The sequence below is a fragment of the Bacillus haimaensis genome (assembly GCF_048270625.1).
Lineage (GTDB): Bacteria > Bacillota > Bacilli > Bacillales > Bacillaceae_I > Sutcliffiella_A > Sutcliffiella_A haimaensis.
The window spans coordinates 980,675-998,899 of sequence record NZ_CP158164.1; the positions used below are offsets into that span (position 1 = coordinate 980,675).

The 18,225-nt window shown below is 41.1% G+C and carries 21 protein-coding genes; 17 read left to right on the top strand and 4 right to left on the bottom strand.

All coding sequences use genetic code 11. The annotated features are described in order from the left end of the window. Positions 1-157: 157 nt before the first annotated feature. From ABN702_RS04730 to ABN702_RS04745, 4 genes are all read left to right on the top strand, one after another. Positions 158-2,053 (top strand): LTA synthase family protein, encoded by a 1,896-nt coding sequence (locus tag ABN702_RS04730; protein ID WP_417899610.1) that lies wholly within the window; start codon positions 158-160, stop codon positions 2,051-2,053. Positions 2,054-2,235: 182 nt separating this feature from the next. Next, positions 2,236-3,483 (top strand): M14 family metallopeptidase, encoded by a 1,248-nt coding sequence (locus ABN702_RS04735; RefSeq protein WP_417899611.1) that lies wholly within the window; start codon positions 2,236-2,238, stop codon positions 3,481-3,483. Positions 3,484-4,049: 566 nt separating this feature from the next. Further along, a complete protein-coding gene (locus ABN702_RS04740) occupies positions 4,050-5,177 on the top strand; it encodes a hypothetical protein (protein ID WP_417899612.1) in 1,128 nt (375 codons plus the stop codon). A gap of 19 nt (positions 5,178-5,196) precedes the next feature. Next, complete coding sequence (locus ABN702_RS04745) at positions 5,197-5,514, top strand: MTH1187 family thiamine-binding protein (protein WP_417899613.1); 318 nt, start codon at positions 5,197-5,199, stop codon at positions 5,512-5,514. A 406-nt stretch (positions 5,515-5,920) separates the two neighbouring features. On the opposite strand, the gene ABN702_RS04750 is transcribed toward ABN702_RS04745, so the two are convergent. Then, on the bottom strand, positions 5,921-6,094 hold the full coding sequence (locus tag ABN702_RS04750; protein ID WP_386635805.1) for a DUF2759 domain-containing protein: 174 nt from the start codon (positions 6,092-6,094) through the stop codon (positions 5,921-5,923). 102 nt (positions 6,095-6,196) lie between these two features. Further along, positions 6,197-6,682 (bottom strand): hypothetical protein, encoded by a 486-nt coding sequence (locus tag ABN702_RS04755; protein WP_417899614.1) that lies wholly within the window; start codon positions 6,680-6,682, stop codon positions 6,197-6,199. Between the two features lie 84 nt (positions 6,683-6,766). Here ABN702_RS04755 and ABN702_RS04760 point away from each other — a divergent pair, with 84 nt between their 5' ends. Together ABN702_RS04760 and ABN702_RS04765 are read left to right on the top strand one after the other, a co-directional pair. Next, entirely contained in the window at positions 6,767-7,399 is a 633-nt protein-coding gene (locus ABN702_RS04760; RefSeq protein ID WP_417899615.1) for an MBL fold metallo-hydrolase, read from the top strand. A gap of 2 nt (positions 7,400-7,401) precedes the next feature. Beyond that, complete coding sequence (locus ABN702_RS04765; RefSeq protein ID WP_417899616.1) at positions 7,402-8,529, top strand: class I SAM-dependent methyltransferase; 1,128 nt, start codon at positions 7,402-7,404, stop codon at positions 8,527-8,529. Positions 8,530-8,569: 40 nt separating this feature from the next. Here ABN702_RS04765 and ABN702_RS04770 read toward each other — a convergent pair whose 3' ends face one another. After that, entirely contained in the window at positions 8,570-8,821 is a 252-nt protein-coding gene (locus tag ABN702_RS04770; RefSeq protein ID WP_204415750.1) for a DUF2626 domain-containing protein, read from the bottom strand. Positions 8,822-9,599: 778 nt separating this feature from the next. Here ABN702_RS04770 and ABN702_RS04775 point away from each other — a divergent pair. From ABN702_RS04775 to ABN702_RS04810, 8 genes are all read left to right on the top strand, one after another. Further along, positions 9,600-9,989, top strand: coding sequence for a Spx/MgsR family RNA polymerase-binding regulatory protein (locus tag ABN702_RS04775; protein WP_417899617.1), 390 nt, complete (start codon positions 9,600-9,602; stop codon positions 9,987-9,989). A 125-nt stretch (positions 9,990-10,114) separates the two neighbouring features. Next, positions 10,115-10,330, top strand: coding sequence for a DUF1659 domain-containing protein (locus ABN702_RS04780; protein WP_386635795.1), 216 nt, complete (start codon positions 10,115-10,117; stop codon positions 10,328-10,330). Between the two features lie 32 nt (positions 10,331-10,362). After that, the gene (locus tag ABN702_RS04785; RefSeq protein WP_417899618.1) at positions 10,363-10,578 is read left to right on the top strand and encodes a DUF2922 domain-containing protein; all 216 of its coding nucleotides are present in this window, start codon (positions 10,363-10,365) and stop codon (positions 10,576-10,578) included. A gap of 450 nt (positions 10,579-11,028) precedes the next feature. Beyond that, a complete protein-coding gene (locus ABN702_RS04790; protein ID WP_417899619.1) occupies positions 11,029-11,193 on the top strand; it encodes a YvrJ family protein in 165 nt (54 codons plus the stop codon). A gap of 137 nt (positions 11,194-11,330) precedes the next feature. Then, positions 11,331-12,401, top strand: a complete 1,071-nt coding sequence (locus ABN702_RS04795) for an undecaprenyldiphospho-muramoylpentapeptide beta-N-acetylglucosaminyltransferase (RefSeq protein WP_417899620.1) — start codon at positions 11,331-11,333, stop codon at positions 12,399-12,401. 107 nt (positions 12,402-12,508) lie between these two features. Continuing rightward, a complete protein-coding gene (locus tag ABN702_RS04800; RefSeq protein WP_417899621.1) occupies positions 12,509-13,507 on the top strand; it encodes a TolB family protein in 999 nt (332 codons plus the stop codon). 137 nt (positions 13,508-13,644) lie between these two features. Further along, positions 13,645-13,917: a hypothetical protein gene (locus tag ABN702_RS04805; protein ID WP_417899622.1), complete on the top strand. Its 273-nt coding sequence runs from the start codon at positions 13,645-13,647 to the stop codon at positions 13,915-13,917. Positions 13,918-14,075: 158 nt separating this feature from the next. Further along, complete coding sequence (locus ABN702_RS04810; protein ID WP_078379727.1) at positions 14,076-14,159, top strand: YjcZ family sporulation protein; 84 nt, start codon at positions 14,076-14,078, stop codon at positions 14,157-14,159. Between the two features lie 63 nt (positions 14,160-14,222). On the opposite strand, the gene ABN702_RS04815 is transcribed toward ABN702_RS04810, so the two are convergent. Beyond that, positions 14,223-14,384, bottom strand: coding sequence for a hypothetical protein (locus ABN702_RS04815; RefSeq protein WP_417899623.1), 162 nt, complete (start codon positions 14,382-14,384; stop codon positions 14,223-14,225). 307 nt (positions 14,385-14,691) lie between these two features. Between ABN702_RS04815 and ABN702_RS04820 the strand changes: the two genes are divergently transcribed. The 3 genes from ABN702_RS04820 (at position 14,692) to ABN702_RS04830 (ending at position 18,072) form a co-directional block, all read left to right on the top strand. Continuing rightward, complete coding sequence (locus ABN702_RS04820) at positions 14,692-15,960, top strand: ATP-binding protein (RefSeq protein WP_417899624.1); 1,269 nt, start codon at positions 14,692-14,694, stop codon at positions 15,958-15,960. Between the two features lie 217 nt (positions 15,961-16,177). Continuing rightward, the gene (locus ABN702_RS04825) at positions 16,178-17,281 is read left to right on the top strand and encodes a lysine N(6)-hydroxylase/L-ornithine N(5)-oxygenase family protein (protein ID WP_417899625.1); all 1,104 of its coding nucleotides are present in this window, start codon (positions 16,178-16,180) and stop codon (positions 17,279-17,281) included. Between the two features lie 275 nt (positions 17,282-17,556). Next, complete coding sequence (locus ABN702_RS04830; RefSeq protein ID WP_417899626.1) at positions 17,557-18,072, top strand: type 1 glutamine amidotransferase domain-containing protein; 516 nt, start codon at positions 17,557-17,559, stop codon at positions 18,070-18,072. The last annotated feature ends 153 nt before the right edge of the window (positions 18,073-18,225 follow it).

Consider the following 18,225-nt stretch of genomic DNA (forward strand, 5'->3'; position numbering starts at 1 on the left):
TAATTATCCATTGATTTTTTGTTAAAAAAGTTTTAAGATATGTCGTAGTCATTTTTTCTTTAAAAAACAACAGATATAATTTCTAAAGATAATGAAGAAGATATGAAGAAGATAAATAAAAGAGCTTCCCTGTCTTTCGTTATAAGGAGGTAAAAAGATGAAGCAAGCTTTTAAATCAAAAGTTCCTTTTATCCTAATTGCAGTGGTCCTGCTTTGGATAAAAACCTATATTGTATACAAAACAGCATTTGACATTACTATTGAATCCGTTAAACAAGAATTTATCCTATTTATCAACCCATTGAGCTTTATTTTACTGATTGCCGGTATCGCGCTCTTCTTTGGTGAAAAGGGTGCCAAGCGATATTTAATCATTACAAGCTTTATCATTTCATTTGTACTTTATGCAAATGCAGTATATTATCGTTTCTTCAACGATTTCATCACGATCCCACTATTGTTCCAATCAGGTAACATGAGTGACCTTGGTGGAAGTATTACTGGATTGATGTATCCCGCAGACGTTCTTATGTTCCTTGATGTGGTGATTCTTATCGTACTTTCCAAATGGACTCCTGCATTCGTAAGCTTTGCAACATGGCGTCCAAAGGTAAGAAAAATGTACTTCCTTTCTATTGTAGGTATTTTCCTGTTCAACCTAGGGTTGGCAGAAACAGAAAGACCACAGCTATTGACACGTACGTTCGACCGTGAAATCCTTGTGAAAAACCTTGGAACTTACAATTACCACGTGTATGATGCTGTCCTTCAATCCAAGACACGCGCACAGCGTGCATTGGCGGATGGAAGTGAACTTGCTGAAATTCAGAACTATATCAACGCTAACTATAAAGCACCAAATGACGACTTCTACGGGATTGCCGAAGGTAAAAACGTCATTGTTGTAAAAATGGAGTCACTTCAGAGCTTCGTCATTGACCGAGAAATCAATGGAAAGCCTGTTACACCATTCTTAAATGAGATTAAAGATCAAAGTTATTACTTTAGTAATTTTTTCCATCAGACAGGGCAAGGTAAAACATCTGATTCAGAGTTCATCTTAGATAACTCTTTATATCCTGTTGGCCGTGGAGCAGTGTTCTTTACGCATGGTACGAATGACTACCATACTGCTACACCAAATGTTTTAAAGGAAAAAGGCTATAACCCAGTAGTGTTCCATGCGAACAACAAAAGCTTCTGGAACCGTGACGTTATGTATAACGCATTAGGCTACGAAAATTTCTATGATGTGGATAGCTATGAAGTAACGGAAGAGAACTCAGTTGGCTGGGGACTTAAGGATAAGGATTTCTTTGAGCAGTCCGTTCCTTACATGAAAGAAATGGATAAACCTTTCTATGCAAAAATGATCACATTAACAAACCACTTCCCATTCGTACTGGATGAAGAAGATAAGCTTGTTGATGAGTTTGACTCAAATAGCCGCACATTGAACCGCTATTTCCCAACAGCAAACTATTTGGATCAGTCCATCAAAGTACTCTTTGATGAATTGAAAGCGGCTGGACTTTATGAAAACTCTGTCATCATCATGTATGGTGACCATTATGGAATATCTGAAAACCACAATGATGCAATGGCGCAATATCTTGGGAAAGAAATTCGTCCGTTTGAAAACGCACAACTGCAGCGTGTACCGATGATTGTACACATTCCAGGTGTAACGGATAAGAATCCAAAGGAATTTGATACGGTAAGTGGTCAAATCGACCTTAAGCCTACCATCAAACATTTACTTGGAATGGAAACGAAGAACGATATCCAGTTTGGGGAAGACTTATTCTCTGAGGACCGTAGCGAATTTGTAGTGTTCCGTGACGGAAGCTTCGTGACAGATGAAGTCATTTATACGAAAAATGCTTGCTACGATAAAGATTCTGAGGAAGAAGTCGATCAGGAAGCATGTGAACCGTACATGGAGAAAGCCAAAAAAGAACTTCAATACTCCGATCAGATCATCTATGGAGACTTATTGAGATTCTACGATGGAACTTCCATTCAAATGGACCAAACAAAAATAAAAGAATAATGTAAATCGAACCCCGATAAAGCCTCCGCTTTGTCGGGGTTTTTCGTCTGTCTTGAATATTAAAAACATCCAGTTCATTTTGCCATTTCCCGGTTCTAGCGAATGAAAGCCTTTCATACAGTATTAGAAACAAAAGGCGAATTGAGGTTATTTCGCTATGGACCGGATGGTGACCGACAGTGATGAAAAAGAATAAGAGTAAAATGACTGTAGAAAATAGCGGGTTGACTTCTTTAAAGGTTTCACCCCGCACAGGAGATACAATTTGGTACTACAGTCAGCTATTTGGAGTGCGGCTTGAGCTTTTGACAGATGCTAATAAAAAGCTGACTGCAGAAAACCTGCAGCAAGCCTCAGAAGTTGCGATTGCCGGGTTTGTAAGGGAAGCGTATAGGATAAAAAGTGGAGATACCGCATATAATCTTGCAAGAAAACTTCATATTGGATTAGATGCACTCTATTTATTGAATCAAAATAAAGATATTGCTACTTTAAACGTAGGGGATACGATTGATGTACCGACAAGATTGACGGATCGTATCGTAGACTCCGGTCGTAAATATGATTCAATCGTATTCACGGAGGACTTAAATTACTTGCTTAATGTATATCCTTTCTTGGAGTGTTCCACTATCGGACAATCTGTCATGGGGAAGCCACTTTACCATCTGAAGCTGGGTAAAGGGAAAAAGAAAATACATTGGAATGGGAGCTTTCATGCTAATGAGTGGATTACGAGCTCTGTGATTATGACTTTTCTGAATGATTATCTGCTAGCGCTAACAAATAACCAGCCGCTGAGAGGGATACCGGTTTATCCCTTATTCGAACAGGTGACTCTTTCTATCGTACCGATGGTCAATCCTGATGGAGTAGATCTGGTGCTTTTGGGACTTTTAGAGGAAGAGCAGTATCATCAGGAAGCGGCGACCATCAATCGGGATCAACCGGATTTTACAGGATGGAAGGCAAATATTCGTGGAGTGGATTTGAATAATCAATTTCCGGCAAAGTGGGAAATTGAAAAGGAGCGTAAAGAGCCGAAAGCCCCTGCGCCGAGAGACTATCCAGGTGAAGATGCGCTGACGGAACCGGAAGTGGTTGCAATGGCGGAATTGACGAAAAGGGAAAACTTCGACATGGTGGTGGCCTTTCATACGCAAGGGGAAGAATTCTACTGGGGTTATGAAGGATTCGAACCCGCTGAAGCGGAAAGAATGGCGGAGGAGTTTGAACGGGTAAGCACCTATAAGAGCGTGCGGTATGTGGACAGTCATGCAGGTTATAAAGATTGGTTTATCCAGGAGTTTAATAAGCCTGGCTTTACTCTGGAATTGGGAAGGGGAATTAACCCTCTACCACTCTCACAGTTTGGAAATATCTATCAGAAGGTGTTTGGCATCTGCCTCGCTTCGCTATATATAGATTAATCTTTCGGCTGCGTGTCCTTATATGGAGGATACGCTTTTTTTTCTTTTGGCTCTGTTAAGCACCGCTGTTGATTTCCGCACTAGGCTTCGCTTTCCGCGGGACGTTAGTGGAGCCTCCTCGGCTCCGCCTGTGGGGTCTCCACTAAACGTTGCCTTCCCGCAGGAGTCTTCGCCTATTGCTCCAATCAACAGCTAGTATACACAAAAAACAACACTCATTAAACAGAACACTCTTGTAAAATGTTTACAGCAATGAGAAATGAAAATATAGTGAGGACGTTATGCGTCACCTGCCGCCCCTGTTGATTATAGTGCAAGGTGTGAGACTCCTGCGGGAGGTAGCGGTTGACTTGAGACCCCGCAGGCATGCCGAGGAGGCTCAAGCATCGCCCCGCGGAAAGCGAACACCTGGAACGGAAATCAACAGGGAGTTAAACAGAACACACAATACAAGGTAGCCTTTCATTTAAAAAATTATTAATTTTTCTTCCCTTTTTACACTTGAATTGAAACTATTCCTGCCTCATAATCGTAATAGAAGAAAAGGAAAATTTAGGGGGGCTGGAATGAAAAAAAGAATGGTCTATTTAACTGTAATATTTAGTCTTCTTATAGGATGCCAGCCACCTCAGAAACCGAAGGACGTAGTGGATTCACCTCCTATATCCGAGGGAGTGGTGAAAGAAAATCCTGTTCCTTACGAAATAGATGAACTTCAACAAATAGAAACTCCTTTCGAATCGTTCAGTGCTGTAGTGGAATGGCTGAATGATGAAACGGTCTTATATATTATGGAAGCCACAGGAAAGTATGAGGTCCATACCTTCAATGTCCGATCAGGAGAAAGTACCCTGTTTTATACCTCTGATTCACCAATTACTACCGTGGAAGCAAACAGCACCTATGAACTGTTCGTCATCCAAACCGCCCCATCCTTCACGGAGGGACACTTAAGTGTGGTGGATGCCTCCGGAAATCTTGTGTGCCAGTGGGAGTTTCCTGACTCTCAAGATTTGGTCTATTCATGGAACCCTTATACCAACAATCATATCGCTGTATCCTCCTTTCATGAAGACTGGACTTTTGAAGGGTATCTGCTGGATGTCTCAACTAAAGAGATGACAAAAAAGTATTTCGCCAACCCATTTGTTCAATGGCTTGGGGAGAGCAAAGTCGGCTACATTAATTGGAATCAGGATGAACCATCCTTAACTGCCCCTTTACTTGCGTATGATGTGCTGACCGATCAAACAGAACAGCTCATGGAGAACGTGATAATGTTTACTTCACTCTCAAATTTAGTGATGACAATGACCACTAACATGGAAAATGAACAGGTGGCACAATACAATTTTCTAGATACAAAGAATTTCAAGAATGTTCATCAGTTCCAGGCACCCCTATTATCCATGTACTCCAATTATGTTACACCGTTTTATGAATATGTCAGCTCTACCAACCTGTTCTATACTTTTATTCCGACTAGTGGAGGTACTGTTGAAGGGCTTTCGGATTCGTTCCAATTTGTTTCCTTCCATGTTGAAGAAGGAGAAAAGGAAGTTCTGCTAGAAAAGCTCGAAAACAAACCAATCAAATTTTCTCCAAACGGGCTATTTTGTCTGTACGGCTATCAATTGGAGCAGTTGATTTTCATTCCTGAAAAAGAGATGATAGACTTAGTTAAATATTCGTAACAAGGATGGTGGGATCATTTTGGCAATAGTGGACGTAACCGTTATTCCAATTGGAACAGACGGACCGAGTGTAAGTGATTATGTGGCCGATATCCAGGAAATTTTGGAGGGCTACAAAGAAGAAGGTAAAATCAATTATCAGTTGACTCCGATGAGCACGATTATTGAAGGGGATTTGCCGGAACTTTTTAACGTGATTCAGGCAATACATGAGGCTCCTTTTCAAAAAGGATTACATCGTGTGGCAACCAACATACGTATCGATGACCGACGAGATAAAAAGGTCCAAATGCAAGATAAACTGGCTGCAGTTGCAGCTAAAAGGTCACAACGATAAAGAAAAAACGCTTGGGATTCCATAGGGATGCCAGGCGTTTTTTGTAATGAAGAACGTTTATATTAACTTAGAAAGTCCCTTTAGAAGGAAATAGGTCGTTTCAATTTACCGCATCCATTGCACCTCGAGCATTTTTTCATAATAGGCAGGAAGCTGAGTTTTATTCTACCGGACCCATTACAAATACCACAAACTGTTTTTACCGACAATCTCCCGTCACACCCCTTTTTAGAAAAAGTAGAATTCCTTATCATGTGCCTATTCTAATTTTGTATAGAATGCCATCAATTTATACGCTGAATCTATCAACACTTCAGATAGTATCAGTATATTCAGATTGGGAATAATGTGTTGTCAAAAAAAAGAGTACTCCGCATATTTGCGAAGTACTCTTTTTGCCATTCAATTAGTGGGCTACAGGGTAACCGGATGTGATCAAGGTAGCTACCGTAAATGCTCCGAATACAACAACTGTACCTAAAGCGAATAGCAGTGCTAGGAAGTTCTTCTCACGTAAAGAACGAACGACAGCGAATAAACACAATATCGTTACTAAACCAAAGATAATGACTAATGGCATGTTAACGCTCCTTTCGGAATCATTTCATTTTTATAAGAAATGGCGATAAAAAAAGTATGTAATAAGACATTACACTCTTTTTATATTTTAAATCTTTTCCCACTATTTGTCGAGGTCCAAAAATGACACTTCTATGTCATATGCGTTTGCGACCTTAAGGATATATTCCCTGCTTTCTTTATCAATGAAATACAGCTTTTTATATTGTTCCTCCACGGCGATGATTGATTCATCCATTTGAATGAGCGCCATGTTGATATCCTCCACTTTCCCGCTTTTGATATGAAAAGCAGCTGTCATAGCCTGATACAGGTAGTGGTTTTCTTTTTCCGATACAAACCCATAGTCAGTAAAGAGAGAGGATGGAGCAGGATTCTCCAATAAGGATAATATGTAGGTTTCTTCGAGCAGGCATCGATCTGTCAACAGGTTTTTGACCAGCTTCGCTTCCATCGCGGAATCGGTAATCAATAAATTCTCGTCCACATCAAAGATGCTCGCTGTGTGTTTAATTTGCAACAAAAGATTCTGAAAGTATTGTGGAGTATCATCGGCGCATTGTATTTCCAATCCAAACATCGACTTCATAGGCACGTTTCCTTTCATTTCTCAAGCTTCTTTCTATAGTGTAAAATAGTTGGGAGGATACTTCAAGAAAGGTGTGAATAAAAAATGAAATGGATGCAGTTACCGCTTGGGCCATTACAGACCAATGCGTACCTATTGATAAATTCAAAAAAAGAATGCTTGGTCATCGACCCTGGGAGTGAGGGCGAAGCATTGATCCAATACATAGAAGAAAAAGGATGGAAGCCGATAGCTATTCTTTTGACACATGCACATTTTGACCATATCGGAGCAGTGGATGCTGTCCGCGACCATTGGAAGGTTCCTGTATACTTGCATAAGAAAGAAAAAAACTGGTTGATGGATCCCAGCCTTAACGGCTCGCAGTTCTTTCAACTTGGCCCTATCACCGCTCAACCTGCCGATCAATTGATTGCGGAAGAAGGGAAGCTTGTCATTTCCGATTTTACGCTTGATGTTTTTTTTACTCCTGGCCATTCACCGGGAAGTGTCAGTTTTTATCATGAGGCAAGCAAGGTGGTTTTTGCCGGAGATGCCCTTTTTGCAGGAAGCATCGGCAGAACAGATCTGCCCGGCGGGGATCATAGCAGACTGATTAAAAGTATACATGATAAGCTTTTGGTGTTGCCTGAGGAGACGACAGTCCTTTCAGGGCATGGAATGACAACTACCATCGAACGGGAAATGGACAGTAATCCTTTCCTGAACGGCTTCTGATCATGATTCCGGATTTCCTGGCAGATAAAATAAGAAATTCGGCAGGGCGGAAAATCAATTATGCAACCTATATGAATGAAGTTCTGTACAACCCGGAGTTTGGTTATTATATGAGGCACAAGGACAAGGTGGGTGCAAAAGGGGATTTTCTGACCTCCAGTAATGTTTCGGATATATATGGGAGGGTATTTGCCGGATTATTTGTCCGTTATTTTAAACAAAATACCCTTGCTCCGGTTATCTGTGAGATAGGTGGGGGAACTGGAAGGTTTGCCAAGCAGTTGTTAGAGGAAATGAAGCTACTGGATGAGGATTTCTATCATACGATCTCCTATAGGATGATAGAGTCCAGTCCCTTTCACTTAGAGTGTCAACGAGAGGTATTGGCGGGGGAAAGCGGTGTTTTTTTCTATTCATCCTTGGATGAGATGCCGGAAAAGGAATTGGAAGGCATCATCTTCTCCAATGAACTATTTGATGCTTTTCCTGTTCATGTGGTGGAAAGAAAAAACGGGCAACTGTTGGAGGTATTTGTTAGTGTGGATGATAGTGGAGAGTTGATCGAAAGCAAAGACAGTCCATCAACTCCCGAAATCGAGCAATACCTGATCTGCTTCGATCTGGACCTGAAGGAAGGGCAGCGCATGGAAATTCCTTTAGCCATGATGAATTATGCAAAGAAGCTATCCTGCTTCCTCACCAAAGGTTGCATCATTACAGTGGATTACGGGTATAGCTTCAAAGAGCTGATGCAGCCTGAGCACCACGAGGGAAGCTTGAGAGGCTATTATCAGCATAAGATGATCAGAGACCCGCTTCTCCATCCGAGTGAAATGGATTTGACGTCACACATTCACCTGGATGCTTTGAATCGTGCTTTAACGGACGAGGGCATGCTTTCGATTCTCACAAAACATCAAGGGGAATTCCTCGTCTCAGCGGGTATCTTGGAATACCTCCAGGAAAACTTCGATCCCAATCCTTTTTCGGAACAAAGCAAAAGGAACAGGGCCATAAGAAATTTGATTTTGGATTCAGGCTGGAGCCATGGCTTTCATGTCCTGATCCATGAAAAGAATAGTAACGGTTCATGGACTGGAATAGTCGATGACAACGAAAAAAAGCGATGACAGAAGTCATCGCTTTTTGTGATGGCAAAGGGCTTACGGCTTAATGTCCGCCAGTTTCAGCACCTGGTACCATCATAAATGTTGTCCAATACGTAAAGCCGACGAAGAAAATTGTTAAATATGCACCAAAGATATAAATGTACATACGTTCAGATAGCTTTAAGTAACTTAATAAAATGAAGAATACCGTTTGTCCAAAGAATAGTAAAGACGTTTGAGTCATGTGTCCAAGGTAGAACATAACAGCAAATATCCCTGTCCAGAAACCCATTACACGGTACATACGATCCATATGTATCCCCTCCTTACGCACTTATCCATATGCTTGTCACTTACTTATTATAATGTACCAATACTTTACTTGTAAATAAGCGTTTGTTTCTAGTTTGTGACGAATACATAATAAATACATTTTTCGCTACTTATCTATATATTATACAACACTTTAATCAATCAACTTTACAAATATTGATCAGTTCACATACTTCTATTGCCTTTTTGAATACGGGATAAACCTTGTAAAAGTAGACAATGTGTACACTTTGAATGTTGCCCGTTGATTTCCGCTCTGTACACTTGCTTTCCGCGGGAAGAGATGGGAGCCTCCTCGGCTTCGCCTGCGGGGTCTCCCATGCCCTTTACTTTCCCGCAGGAGTCAAGTGTCCTCCGCTACTATCAACTCAGTTTTTTTAGATTATTTGTTCTCCTGAATTGATAAATTTAGATTTAATCCAATTCATCTGTGTAAGTGAAGTGAATTTTCTTTGAGTCACCCCTGTTGGTCGTAGTGCAGGGCGTGAGACTCCTGCGGAAGCAGCGTGTCAAGGGAGACCCCGCAGGCGCGATAGCGCCGAGGAGGCTCCCGAGGCCGCCCGCGGAAAGCGAACGCCCGGAACGGAGACCAACAGGGAGTTTAATGTTGACATTTAATTCTTTAGTTCCATTAGAGCTAAAAATTTTGATGAAAAATAAATTAAACAAAATACTATACAAAAGTTATACAAATAATGTACAATGGGTTTAACAAAGAAAATACACTGTACGAAAAAATTAATTAGGAGGTAATCGTGATGAATGAAATCATATTTTACAGCTATCCAAGTTGTACATCATGCCGAAAGACTAAAAAGTGGCTAACAAGCAACAATATCAATTTTCGTGAAAAGCACATTTTCAGAGAAACGCCGTCTTATGAAGAAATGCTGAAAATCCTTTCCTTAACGACAGATGGAATTGATGAAATACTTGCAACTAGAAGCCAGACATTCAAGGATCTGGGGATAGATGTAAATGAGTTGTCCCTCTCGGAGTTAATCAAGCTGATGATCGAGGAGCCCAAACTACTTAGAAGACCGATCATTACGAACGGAAATAAACTGATCGTGGGCTACAATGAATCAGGGCTGCTTAAGATCGCGAAGAAAAAGGCGAAGCAGGAGTTCAAGCAGTCGGTATCATAAATGCATAAGGTGTACCCTAAAGACTTATTCTCCTTGCTGAATAAGTCTTTTTATTATGTTTTTTTTTAGAAGGCGCTACTTTCTCCCCATTTCCCTTTATATAAGAGGTGAAAGGGGGTGCGAAAATGGCGGAAGTAACTATTGAAAATTCCCAACTGCGTCTGGTGTATGAGCTTGGGGATGATGAAAACGGCAAGATGCAGTATCGTACGAAGAACTACAACAACATCAAGGTGGACGCTACGGCAGACGGTCTTTTGGCAGCTGGATTTGCGATTTCTGGCTTACAGAACACACCGGTTGCAAGTGTCAAGCGTAACGAGCTTCAACACTTAGGGTAACCCTATGAAACTAATGGAAAGGAGGAATGGGAATGTTCACATTGGAATTGTTTTTCTTAAATGAGGAAGCAAAATCCGTGAAAATCACGGTCGATGATCCTCGTTCAGATGTGACAGGTGAAGAGCTGGCAACTGCGATGGCTTCCATTATTGCAGCCGATGTTTTCACTTCCAGTGGCGGGAATCTGGTTTCTGCTGTTGGAGCAAAAGTCATTGAGCGAAACGTAACCGAAATCGAAATAGCATAATCCAAAGGGAAGGGTCTACATCTGTAGGCCCTTTCTTTTACAAAAATGCTATCCTGTGCGTTCTGTTTAACTCCCTGTTGATCTCCGTTCCAGGTGTTCGCTTTCCGCGGGGCGATGCTTGAGCCTCCTCGGCCTTGCCTGTGGGGTCTCAAGTCTACCGCTATCTCCCGCAGGAGTCTCACACCCTGCACTCCAATCAACAGGGGCGACAAGAAACGAATAATTTCCTCACTATATCTTCATTTCTCAAGGTGTAAATCTTTTTCATGAGTATCACTGTTAAATACTAGAGTTGATTTTTAAGAATCTAGCTGTTGATTGGAGCAATAGGCGAAGACTCCTACGGGAAGCGGCGTTTAGTGGAGACCCCACAGGCGAAGCCTAGTGCGGAAATCAACTGCAGTGTTTAAAGTGTTAAACCCTGTCAAATAAAAGAAAGGAGGTTTATATATGGAACAATGGTGGACGTGGATCAGTGAAGTGGGGTTCCCGATTGTTGTGACATTCTATCTGCTGCACAGGATCGAGCGGAGGCTTGATAATGTAACCAAAACGCTGCAACAGCTGCCTTATCACATGACCTTCCACACCCAGCCCAAGCGAAGCACCAAATAGGTAGTAAAGCCTAAAAAGCGGACAACCTCGCTTTCTGGGCTTTTTCCATGTTTGAAAATATTTTTGCCTTTCTGGTGCATTTCGATAATAATATAGGGTAGAGGCTTAAGAGGAATGTAAAAAAGGATGATGAATGGATGAAAAAAAATAAAATCGTTTTTACTGGTGGAGGATCTGCCGGACACGTTACCCCCAATATTGCCATTATGAACAAGCTGAAGGAAAAAGGCTGGGACATTACATATATCGGATCTAGAAAAGGTATAGAAGAGGATATCATCACAAAGGAAAATATCCCCTTTCACGGCATTTCAAGCGGAAAGCTTAGAAGATATTTTGATTGGAAGAATTTTTCCGATCCATTGAAAATTATGAAAGGCGCAATGGAGGCCTATTTTATTCTGCGAAAAGAGAAACCCAGGGTTGTATTTTCCAAGGGTGGCTTCGTGACAGTTCCTGTGGTAGTTGCAGCGAAGATGCTGAAGATCCCGGTTGTCATCCATGAATCGGATATCACACCTGGTCTTGCAAATAAAATTGCAACCAAGTTTGCAACTAAGGTGTTTGTTACGTTTGATGAAACGTTAAAGCATTTTCCGTCGGACCGGGTTCTGTTCACCGGGTCACCTATCCGTGAAGAGCTGTTTAAAGGCAAGCCAGCGGAAGGAAAAGCGCTTTTAGGTTTTCATGAGCCAAAACCGATTCTTACGATAATGGGTGGAAGTTTAGGTGCGAAGAAAATCAATGAAACGGTAAGGAAGATTCTTCCTTCGTTGACCGAGAAGTTTCAAATTGTCCATATTTGCGGAAAAGGGAATGTCGATGAAAACCTGCTCCAAATAAAGGGCTATAAGCAGTTCGAGTACATTTCCAACGAACTGCCTGACATTTTGGCAGCCTCCCAGTATATTATTTCAAGGGCGGGAGCGAATTCAATTTTTGAATTTCTCGCATTGCGCAAACCTATGCTTCTTATCCCGCTTTCCAGAGCAGCAAGCAGAGGCGATCAGATTCTCAATGCCAATTCCTTTGAGAAAAAAGGATTTGCCAAAATATTGCTGGAGGAAGATCTTACCGAATCATCTCTAGCGGCCAAAATACAGGAATTGCAGAGTGAAAAAGAGTTACTTGTAGGCAATATGGAGAAGGACAGTGCGCCTAATACACTGGAAATCATTCTTTCTGAAATTATCAAGATAGCAAAATAACAGGAACAATCTTTAACAGGCACCTCTGTTAAAGATTGTTTTTTTGTAAGGATTTCCATGGATTTGGGTAAACTAGGCAGAGAAAAAAATGAAAGATGGCGATTCTCTTGAAAAAACAAACATTGAAGCTATTTACTATCTCTCTCATTGCGTTTGTCATAATCATATCGGTGCTCTTGTATTTTTTCTCAGAACGGTTTACTAGAACCTGGATTCCGATCGACCATGGTTTTGGAGATACCGTAACCTTGTCACCTGATGATGAAAAGATAGTTTTTCCTTTCTACCAAAGTGGAGATGGAGCATTATATCAAGCTAATCTCGACGGCACTGAGGTTGTGCAGCTGACCTATCCGAGGCAGAATGAAAGTCATGTTCATCCAAGGTACTCGAGGAGTGGTGAGAAACTTCTATTCTTATCGCAAGAGAAAACAACGGAAAACTTGAAGCAGTCGCTATATATCATGAGCAGAGATGGCAGTGATCTCATGAGGCTATCGGAAAGTAAGGAGCTTATCATTGACGCCATTTTTTCCGAGGATGACAAAAAAATCTACTATCTGGGGGCTAAAAATTACAATAGTGAAGGTGTCGGCCCTAAGGAAGGCCCGGTTAATGTGGACCTGTATTCCATTACGGTAACGGGAGAAAACAAAGAACGATTAACGGAGACTGAAAGCTTAAAGAAACGAAGCCTGTCCATTACCGAGGATGGGAAAAAGATTGGATTTGTACAGGTGGATAAAGGGGAAGAAGGGAAAACGACTTCAAACTACTTTGTATACGATAAAGAACAGAAGGAAGCAAAAATGATAAAGCCGAACAACAACGGCGTTACTTCAGGTCTTATCTACAGTGGAAGGATTTCTCCTGACGGGTCTCTTATCGCCTTTTCAGCTGGCAGTACGAATCCCGGAAAAAATCGCAAACCATTTATGAATTATACACGATGGATATTAATGGAGATAAAGTGGAGCCTGTCACAAGCTTCCGCACTTTCATTACGGAACCGACATTTTTTCACCAGTCAAATAGGGTGCTTTTCATTCAAGATCAAAGCTGGACAAAGGGACAAGCCAATTTCAAGCTATGGGCGCTGGATTTGAATGGAGAAAGGATAAAATCTATTACATTGCAAATGCCTCAATTCTCAGGAACAGCACTATAAGTGTAAGGTATCACTTCTGTTGAGGCTGGCTGGTGTGGTACAGTAGAGATAGAGAAAAATAAAGGAATGAGTAGGATGAAACGTAACACACTCGCTTATTGGATTGGTCTGTTTATTTTTGGTAGTCTTATTTTGCAGACATTCCTGCAGCTTGAGCTGGAAAAGCATGGATGGGACACCAGGGTGGAGGCACTCGTATTTATCGCGATATCGGCCCTCCTCTATTTTATCTGTGTCATGCTCTATCAAAAGAATGCCAGGTTTATCACCTATGTACTACTATTACTTATTGGGGTTGCAGCTACGGTTCTCGCTATCATGGCCCCCATGCTCTTTCATGCACACTAGTAACGGTCAAGAGGAATAAGCGCAGGCCCATTGAGGGAATTCCTGTGCTTTTTTATTTTTTCCTGGTAAAAATGTTGGACACTAAGAACACTTGTCTATACACATGGGAATAGCCTCTCATAGTATATAGTATCACTTGCGGGAAGGAGTGTGGATAGATGAGTGGGTCTTATGGAAACAACTTTGTGTTAATTTTAGTATTGTTTATCTTACTAGTGATTGTAGGAAAATCCTTCTACTAAATTGCAAAAAGACAGGAAAGGTCATATGGACCTTTCCTGTCTTTATATTTCCAGTTAATACTATTATTGAATCATAGGTAGCAGATAAGAAATGATAAACCAGATGATACCAAAGAAAATAACCAAGTATGCGGTATATTTGATAAATGTGGATGCAACTAATCCTCTATCTTCTTTTGTTTCTCTGCGTTCCACTCTGACATCTTTGTCTTCGATCATGTTCATCCTCATCCTTTCCTCACTGTTTTTTGTATATGGTATATATACCCTGTAAGAATCCTTCTAAACCTGCCAGGCTTTTTGGCATGGTAGGGCCGATTGAATAAGAGGATGGAAAATGGGACTTGGGAAAGTGTATAATGAAAATGACGAATTAAACGATGTTTTGTGGTGCTACTTTCCCAACAAGGACTTTGTGTTTATTTTTTTAGGAAACCTTTATAATAAAGGAAGCACAAGTCTAACTTCTTTATTTATATCGAAGAAGCGGAACCTGACAAAAATAGACTATCTATGATAATAGGGGTATTGTATGAAAAATAAATGGCTACGGCTATTGCCATTAATCTATCTGCTTTTTGGAATCCTTTGGGTTACACTGACTGATTATTGGCTGTACAGCCTACGGCAAAATAATAATCTCGTTATGGCGGAATATGTCAACCTGTTAAAAGGGTGGGTATTCATCATCATAACCGCCGTACTTATATACTTGATCATTAAAAAACATGAGGCACTGAAGCAGTTGGAGCAGAAAGAACACGAGCTCTTGACTCTCATCAATAATATGCCGGACTTTGTCTGCTTCAAAGATGGAGAGGGCAGGTGGCTGCTGGCAAATGAATATGGTCTTTCCTTATATGAACTGCAAAATGTTGATTATAAAGGAAAAACGGACTTGGACCTGGGCGAATATTCTCCTCATTTCAAAGAAGCGTTTGCCTATTGCACGGATACGGATGAGCGGACATGGCAAGAAGGTAAAATTACCAGGGACGAAGAATCCTTTGCGATTCCTTGTGGAGAACTGAAGACCTTTGATGTCATCAAGGTTCCACTATTCTATCCTGACGGAAAAAGAAGAGCACTTGTAACCATCGGGAGAGACATTTCTTCTTTGAAAAAGGCGGAACAGCTACTTGTAAATAAGGAAAAAATGTCGGTAGTAGGGGAATTATCTGCCGGTATTGCGCATGAAATAAAAAATCCGTTAACTGCGATAAAAGGGTTCATCCAGCTTATCCAGAAATCAGGGAAAACAAACAAGGATCATGTAAATCTGGTCCTATCTGAAATTGATCGCATCAATGACATTGTTAGTGAAATGCTGATACTTTCCAAGCCGCATACCAAGAAATTGGTGATTTTTCCACTGAAGGATGCGATTCAGTATGTAATCGATTTAGTGAGTAATGAGTCATTGAAAAACAATATACATATTCATTTGAATAACATTGACGAGTCAACCCTGGTAAAAGGTGATATAAATGGGTTGAAGCAGGTTTTCCTCAATCTAATCAAAAATGCGATGGAAGCAATGCCGACCGGAGGCGTAATTGATATATCTTCCCTTTACACAAGTGAAGATTATATTACGATAAAAATTCGCGATAATGGGATTGGCATAAGTGTGGAAAACCAGAAGCTTCTCGGACATGCTTTTTTCACATCAAAGGAAAAAGGTATGGGGCTTGGATTAACGATTACTTATAAAATCATCCAGGAGCATAATGGGCACATATCCATTGAAAGCAAGGAAGGCGAAGGTACTGTTGTTACTCTATCTCTACCGACCTCTTAAAAAATGTGCGTTTGATAGAAGGTAGATGACCAAGCAGTTACAAAAAAATCACATAGAATGTATGGTGTACAACTTCCTTCTCCTTTCGTGCACGTAATACTTTTAGGACAGAAACTTTTCTGTCCTTTTTTTATGAAGATAAGAAATTCAGGAAAAAAAGGGTAATAATAAAATGCTGACACAAATGACAGAAGAAACGATTATTGGGGGGAATTGTATGGAAAAATCTACAGTATATGATTGCATAGGGGTAGGGATTGGTCCTTTTAACCTTGGCCTGGCTGCACTGATGGACACACAGAAGAGTATGCAGGCTCTATTTTTTGATAAGGAGGAAGGGTTCAACTGGCATCCAGGAATGCTGATAGAGCAATCAGATCTGCAAGTGCCGTTTATAGCGGACCTGGTCACATTTGCCGACCCGACCAATAAATACAGCTTTTTGAACTATGTACATAAACAGAATCGGTTGTACCAGTTTTATTTTTTTCGGCGATTTGATATTCCACGCCGGGAGTACAATCTTTATGCAAAATGGGTGGTGGATCAATTGCAGAGCTGTCACTTCGGTAAGGAAGTGATAGATATCTTAGAATCCGAACATTCCGGTGAAATGGTCTACCGGGTAAAGGTAAGGGACGTGACTACAAGTGACATACACATCTACTTTTCAAAGCATATCGTTCTAGGAACAGGAAGTATCCCGTTTATTCCAGAGAATTTGAAAAAGGGCAACCAGAACAATGTGGTGCATACGAGCGAGTATCTGCCACATGCAAATAGGATAAAAAACTCCGGTTCCATCGTAGTGGTGGGGTCTGGACAAAGTGCTGCCGAGGTCTTTTATGAACTGTTGGAAGATCAAAAGGATTATGATTATACGTTAACCTGGTATACAAGGGCAGCAACCTTTTCCCAGCTGGAAATGGCAAAGCTTGGCCAGGAGGTATTTTCACCAGACTATGTCCGCTATTTCCATGGATTGGACTATGAAAAGAGAAAAGAAGCATTGGAGAGGCTGCATACTGTTCGCAATGGGGTCGATAGAGACACTTTAGTTAGAATCTATGATCTACTCTATAATAGATCAGTGGAAGGCAGAGATAAGAAGATAACGATACAGCCTCTGACAGAGGTGGAAGAAATAATAGCCAATGGACATGAAATTGAACTGACCTGCCTGCAATGGGAAAAAGAGGAGCGCTACACTAGGAAAGCGGAAAAGGTTGTACTGGCAACCGGATACAAGCCGCATATCCCGGATGGATCTGGGACTTTAAGGATAAACTCGTCTGGGAAAGTGAGAAGGAATATAAGGTAGATGAAAGATTCAGGCTTGTCTGGAAAGAATCACGCAACCATCAGATTTTTGTTTCCACAAATTTGGAGCATAGCCACGGGACGGCTGCAACCAACCTGAGCCTCGCTGTGATGCGAAATCAGATGATCATTAATGAGATCGCAAAACAGGAAATCTATCCTATTACAAAAGATGCGGTGTTCCAGCAATTCATGCCCGATGTGGAAATCTAAGTTTATTCTGATGATGGACGGGTACCTTATCTATGTAACTAATAGCCGAAGGAGTCGATAGATATGAGTAAAAAAATTGCGGTAGTGATGACGGATATGTTCGAGGACTCGGAATACACAGAACCGGCAAAAGCCTTCAAGGAAGCGGGGCATAGCCTGACTGTCATCGAAAAGTCTAAGGGGGAAACCTTGACAGGTAAAACTGATGAAACAGAAGTGACATCGGATGCAGGGATTGACGATGTGACGCCTGATGAATTTGATGCTCTGTTTATTCCCGGAGGTTTCTCACCTGATATATTAAGAGGCGATGATCGATTCGTTACGTTTGCCAAAGCATTTATGGATGACCAGAAGCCTGTTTTTGCAATCTGTCATGGTCCGCAGCTGCTGATTACAGCAGAGGCGTTAAAAGGAAGGGATATAACCGGTTATACTTCCATCAAAGTGGACCTTAAAAATGCAGGTGCCAACTTCCATGATGAAGAAGTAGTCGTATGCCACGAGCAGCTGGTATCAAGCAGAACACCTGATGACCTTCCAGCCTTCATTCGTGAATCATTGAAACTATTGAAATAAATTCATAAAACCAGGCCGGATTGTCGGTCTGGTAATTTTTTTTGAGAAAAATAAAAAACTTGCAGGAAACGCTCGAGATTTGTAGAAATCATAGGAGCAAGAAAAAATCAGGAGAGGAGAAACGTAACATTAAAAAAAATAATCGAGGTGAAA

Excerpts from the sequence above, each read along its gene's own strand:
- ABN702_RS04735 (WP_417899611.1), top strand. The coding sequence starts at position 2,236 with ATGAAAAAGAATAAGAGTAAAATGACTGTAGAAAATAGCGGGTTGACT.
- ABN702_RS04770 (WP_204415750.1), bottom strand. The coding sequence starts at position 8,821 with ATGGATCGTATGTACCGTGTAATGGGTTTCTGGACAGGGATATTTGCT.
- ABN702_RS04820 (WP_417899624.1), top strand. The coding sequence starts at position 14,692 with ATGAAAAATAAATGGCTACGGCTATTGCCATTAATCTATCTGCTTTTT.
- ABN702_RS04780 (WP_386635795.1), top strand. The coding sequence starts at position 10,115 with ATGGCGGAAGTAACTATTGAAAATTCCCAACTGCGTCTGGTGTATGAG.
- ABN702_RS04830 (WP_417899626.1), top strand. The coding sequence starts at position 17,557 with ATGAGTAAAAAAATTGCGGTAGTGATGACGGATATGTTCGAGGACTCG.
- ABN702_RS04795 (WP_417899620.1), top strand. The coding sequence starts at position 11,331 with ATGAAAAAAAATAAAATCGTTTTTACTGGTGGAGGATCTGCCGGACAC.
- ABN702_RS04740 (WP_417899612.1), top strand. The coding sequence starts at position 4,050 with ATGAAAAAAAGAATGGTCTATTTAACTGTAATATTTAGTCTTCTTATA.
- ABN702_RS04825 (WP_417899625.1), top strand. The coding sequence starts at position 16,178 with ATGGAAAAATCTACAGTATATGATTGCATAGGGGTAGGGATTGGTCCT.
- ABN702_RS04810 (WP_078379727.1), top strand. The coding sequence starts at position 14,076 with ATGAGTGGGTCTTATGGAAACAACTTTGTGTTAATTTTAGTATTGTTT.
- ABN702_RS04750 (WP_386635805.1), bottom strand. The coding sequence starts at position 6,094 with ATGCCATTAGTCATTATCTTTGGTTTAGTAACGATATTGTGTTTATTC.
- ABN702_RS04785 (WP_417899618.1), top strand. The coding sequence starts at position 10,363 with ATGTTCACATTGGAATTGTTTTTCTTAAATGAGGAAGCAAAATCCGTG.
- ABN702_RS04765 (WP_417899616.1), top strand. The coding sequence starts at position 7,402 with ATGATTCCGGATTTCCTGGCAGATAAAATAAGAAATTCGGCAGGGCGG.
- ABN702_RS04775 (WP_417899617.1), top strand. The coding sequence starts at position 9,600 with ATGAATGAAATCATATTTTACAGCTATCCAAGTTGTACATCATGCCGA.
- ABN702_RS04755 (WP_417899614.1), bottom strand. The coding sequence starts at position 6,682 with ATGAAGTCGATGTTTGGATTGGAAATACAATGCGCCGATGATACTCCA.
- ABN702_RS04815 (WP_417899623.1), bottom strand. The coding sequence starts at position 14,384 with ATGAACATGATCGAAGACAAAGATGTCAGAGTGGAACGCAGAGAAACA.
- ABN702_RS04730 (WP_417899610.1), top strand. The coding sequence starts at position 158 with ATGAAGCAAGCTTTTAAATCAAAAGTTCCTTTTATCCTAATTGCAGTG.
- ABN702_RS04790 (WP_417899619.1), top strand. The coding sequence starts at position 11,029 with ATGGAACAATGGTGGACGTGGATCAGTGAAGTGGGGTTCCCGATTGTT.
- ABN702_RS04805 (WP_417899622.1), top strand. The coding sequence starts at position 13,645 with ATGAAACGTAACACACTCGCTTATTGGATTGGTCTGTTTATTTTTGGT.
- ABN702_RS04760 (WP_417899615.1), top strand. The coding sequence starts at position 6,767 with ATGAAATGGATGCAGTTACCGCTTGGGCCATTACAGACCAATGCGTAC.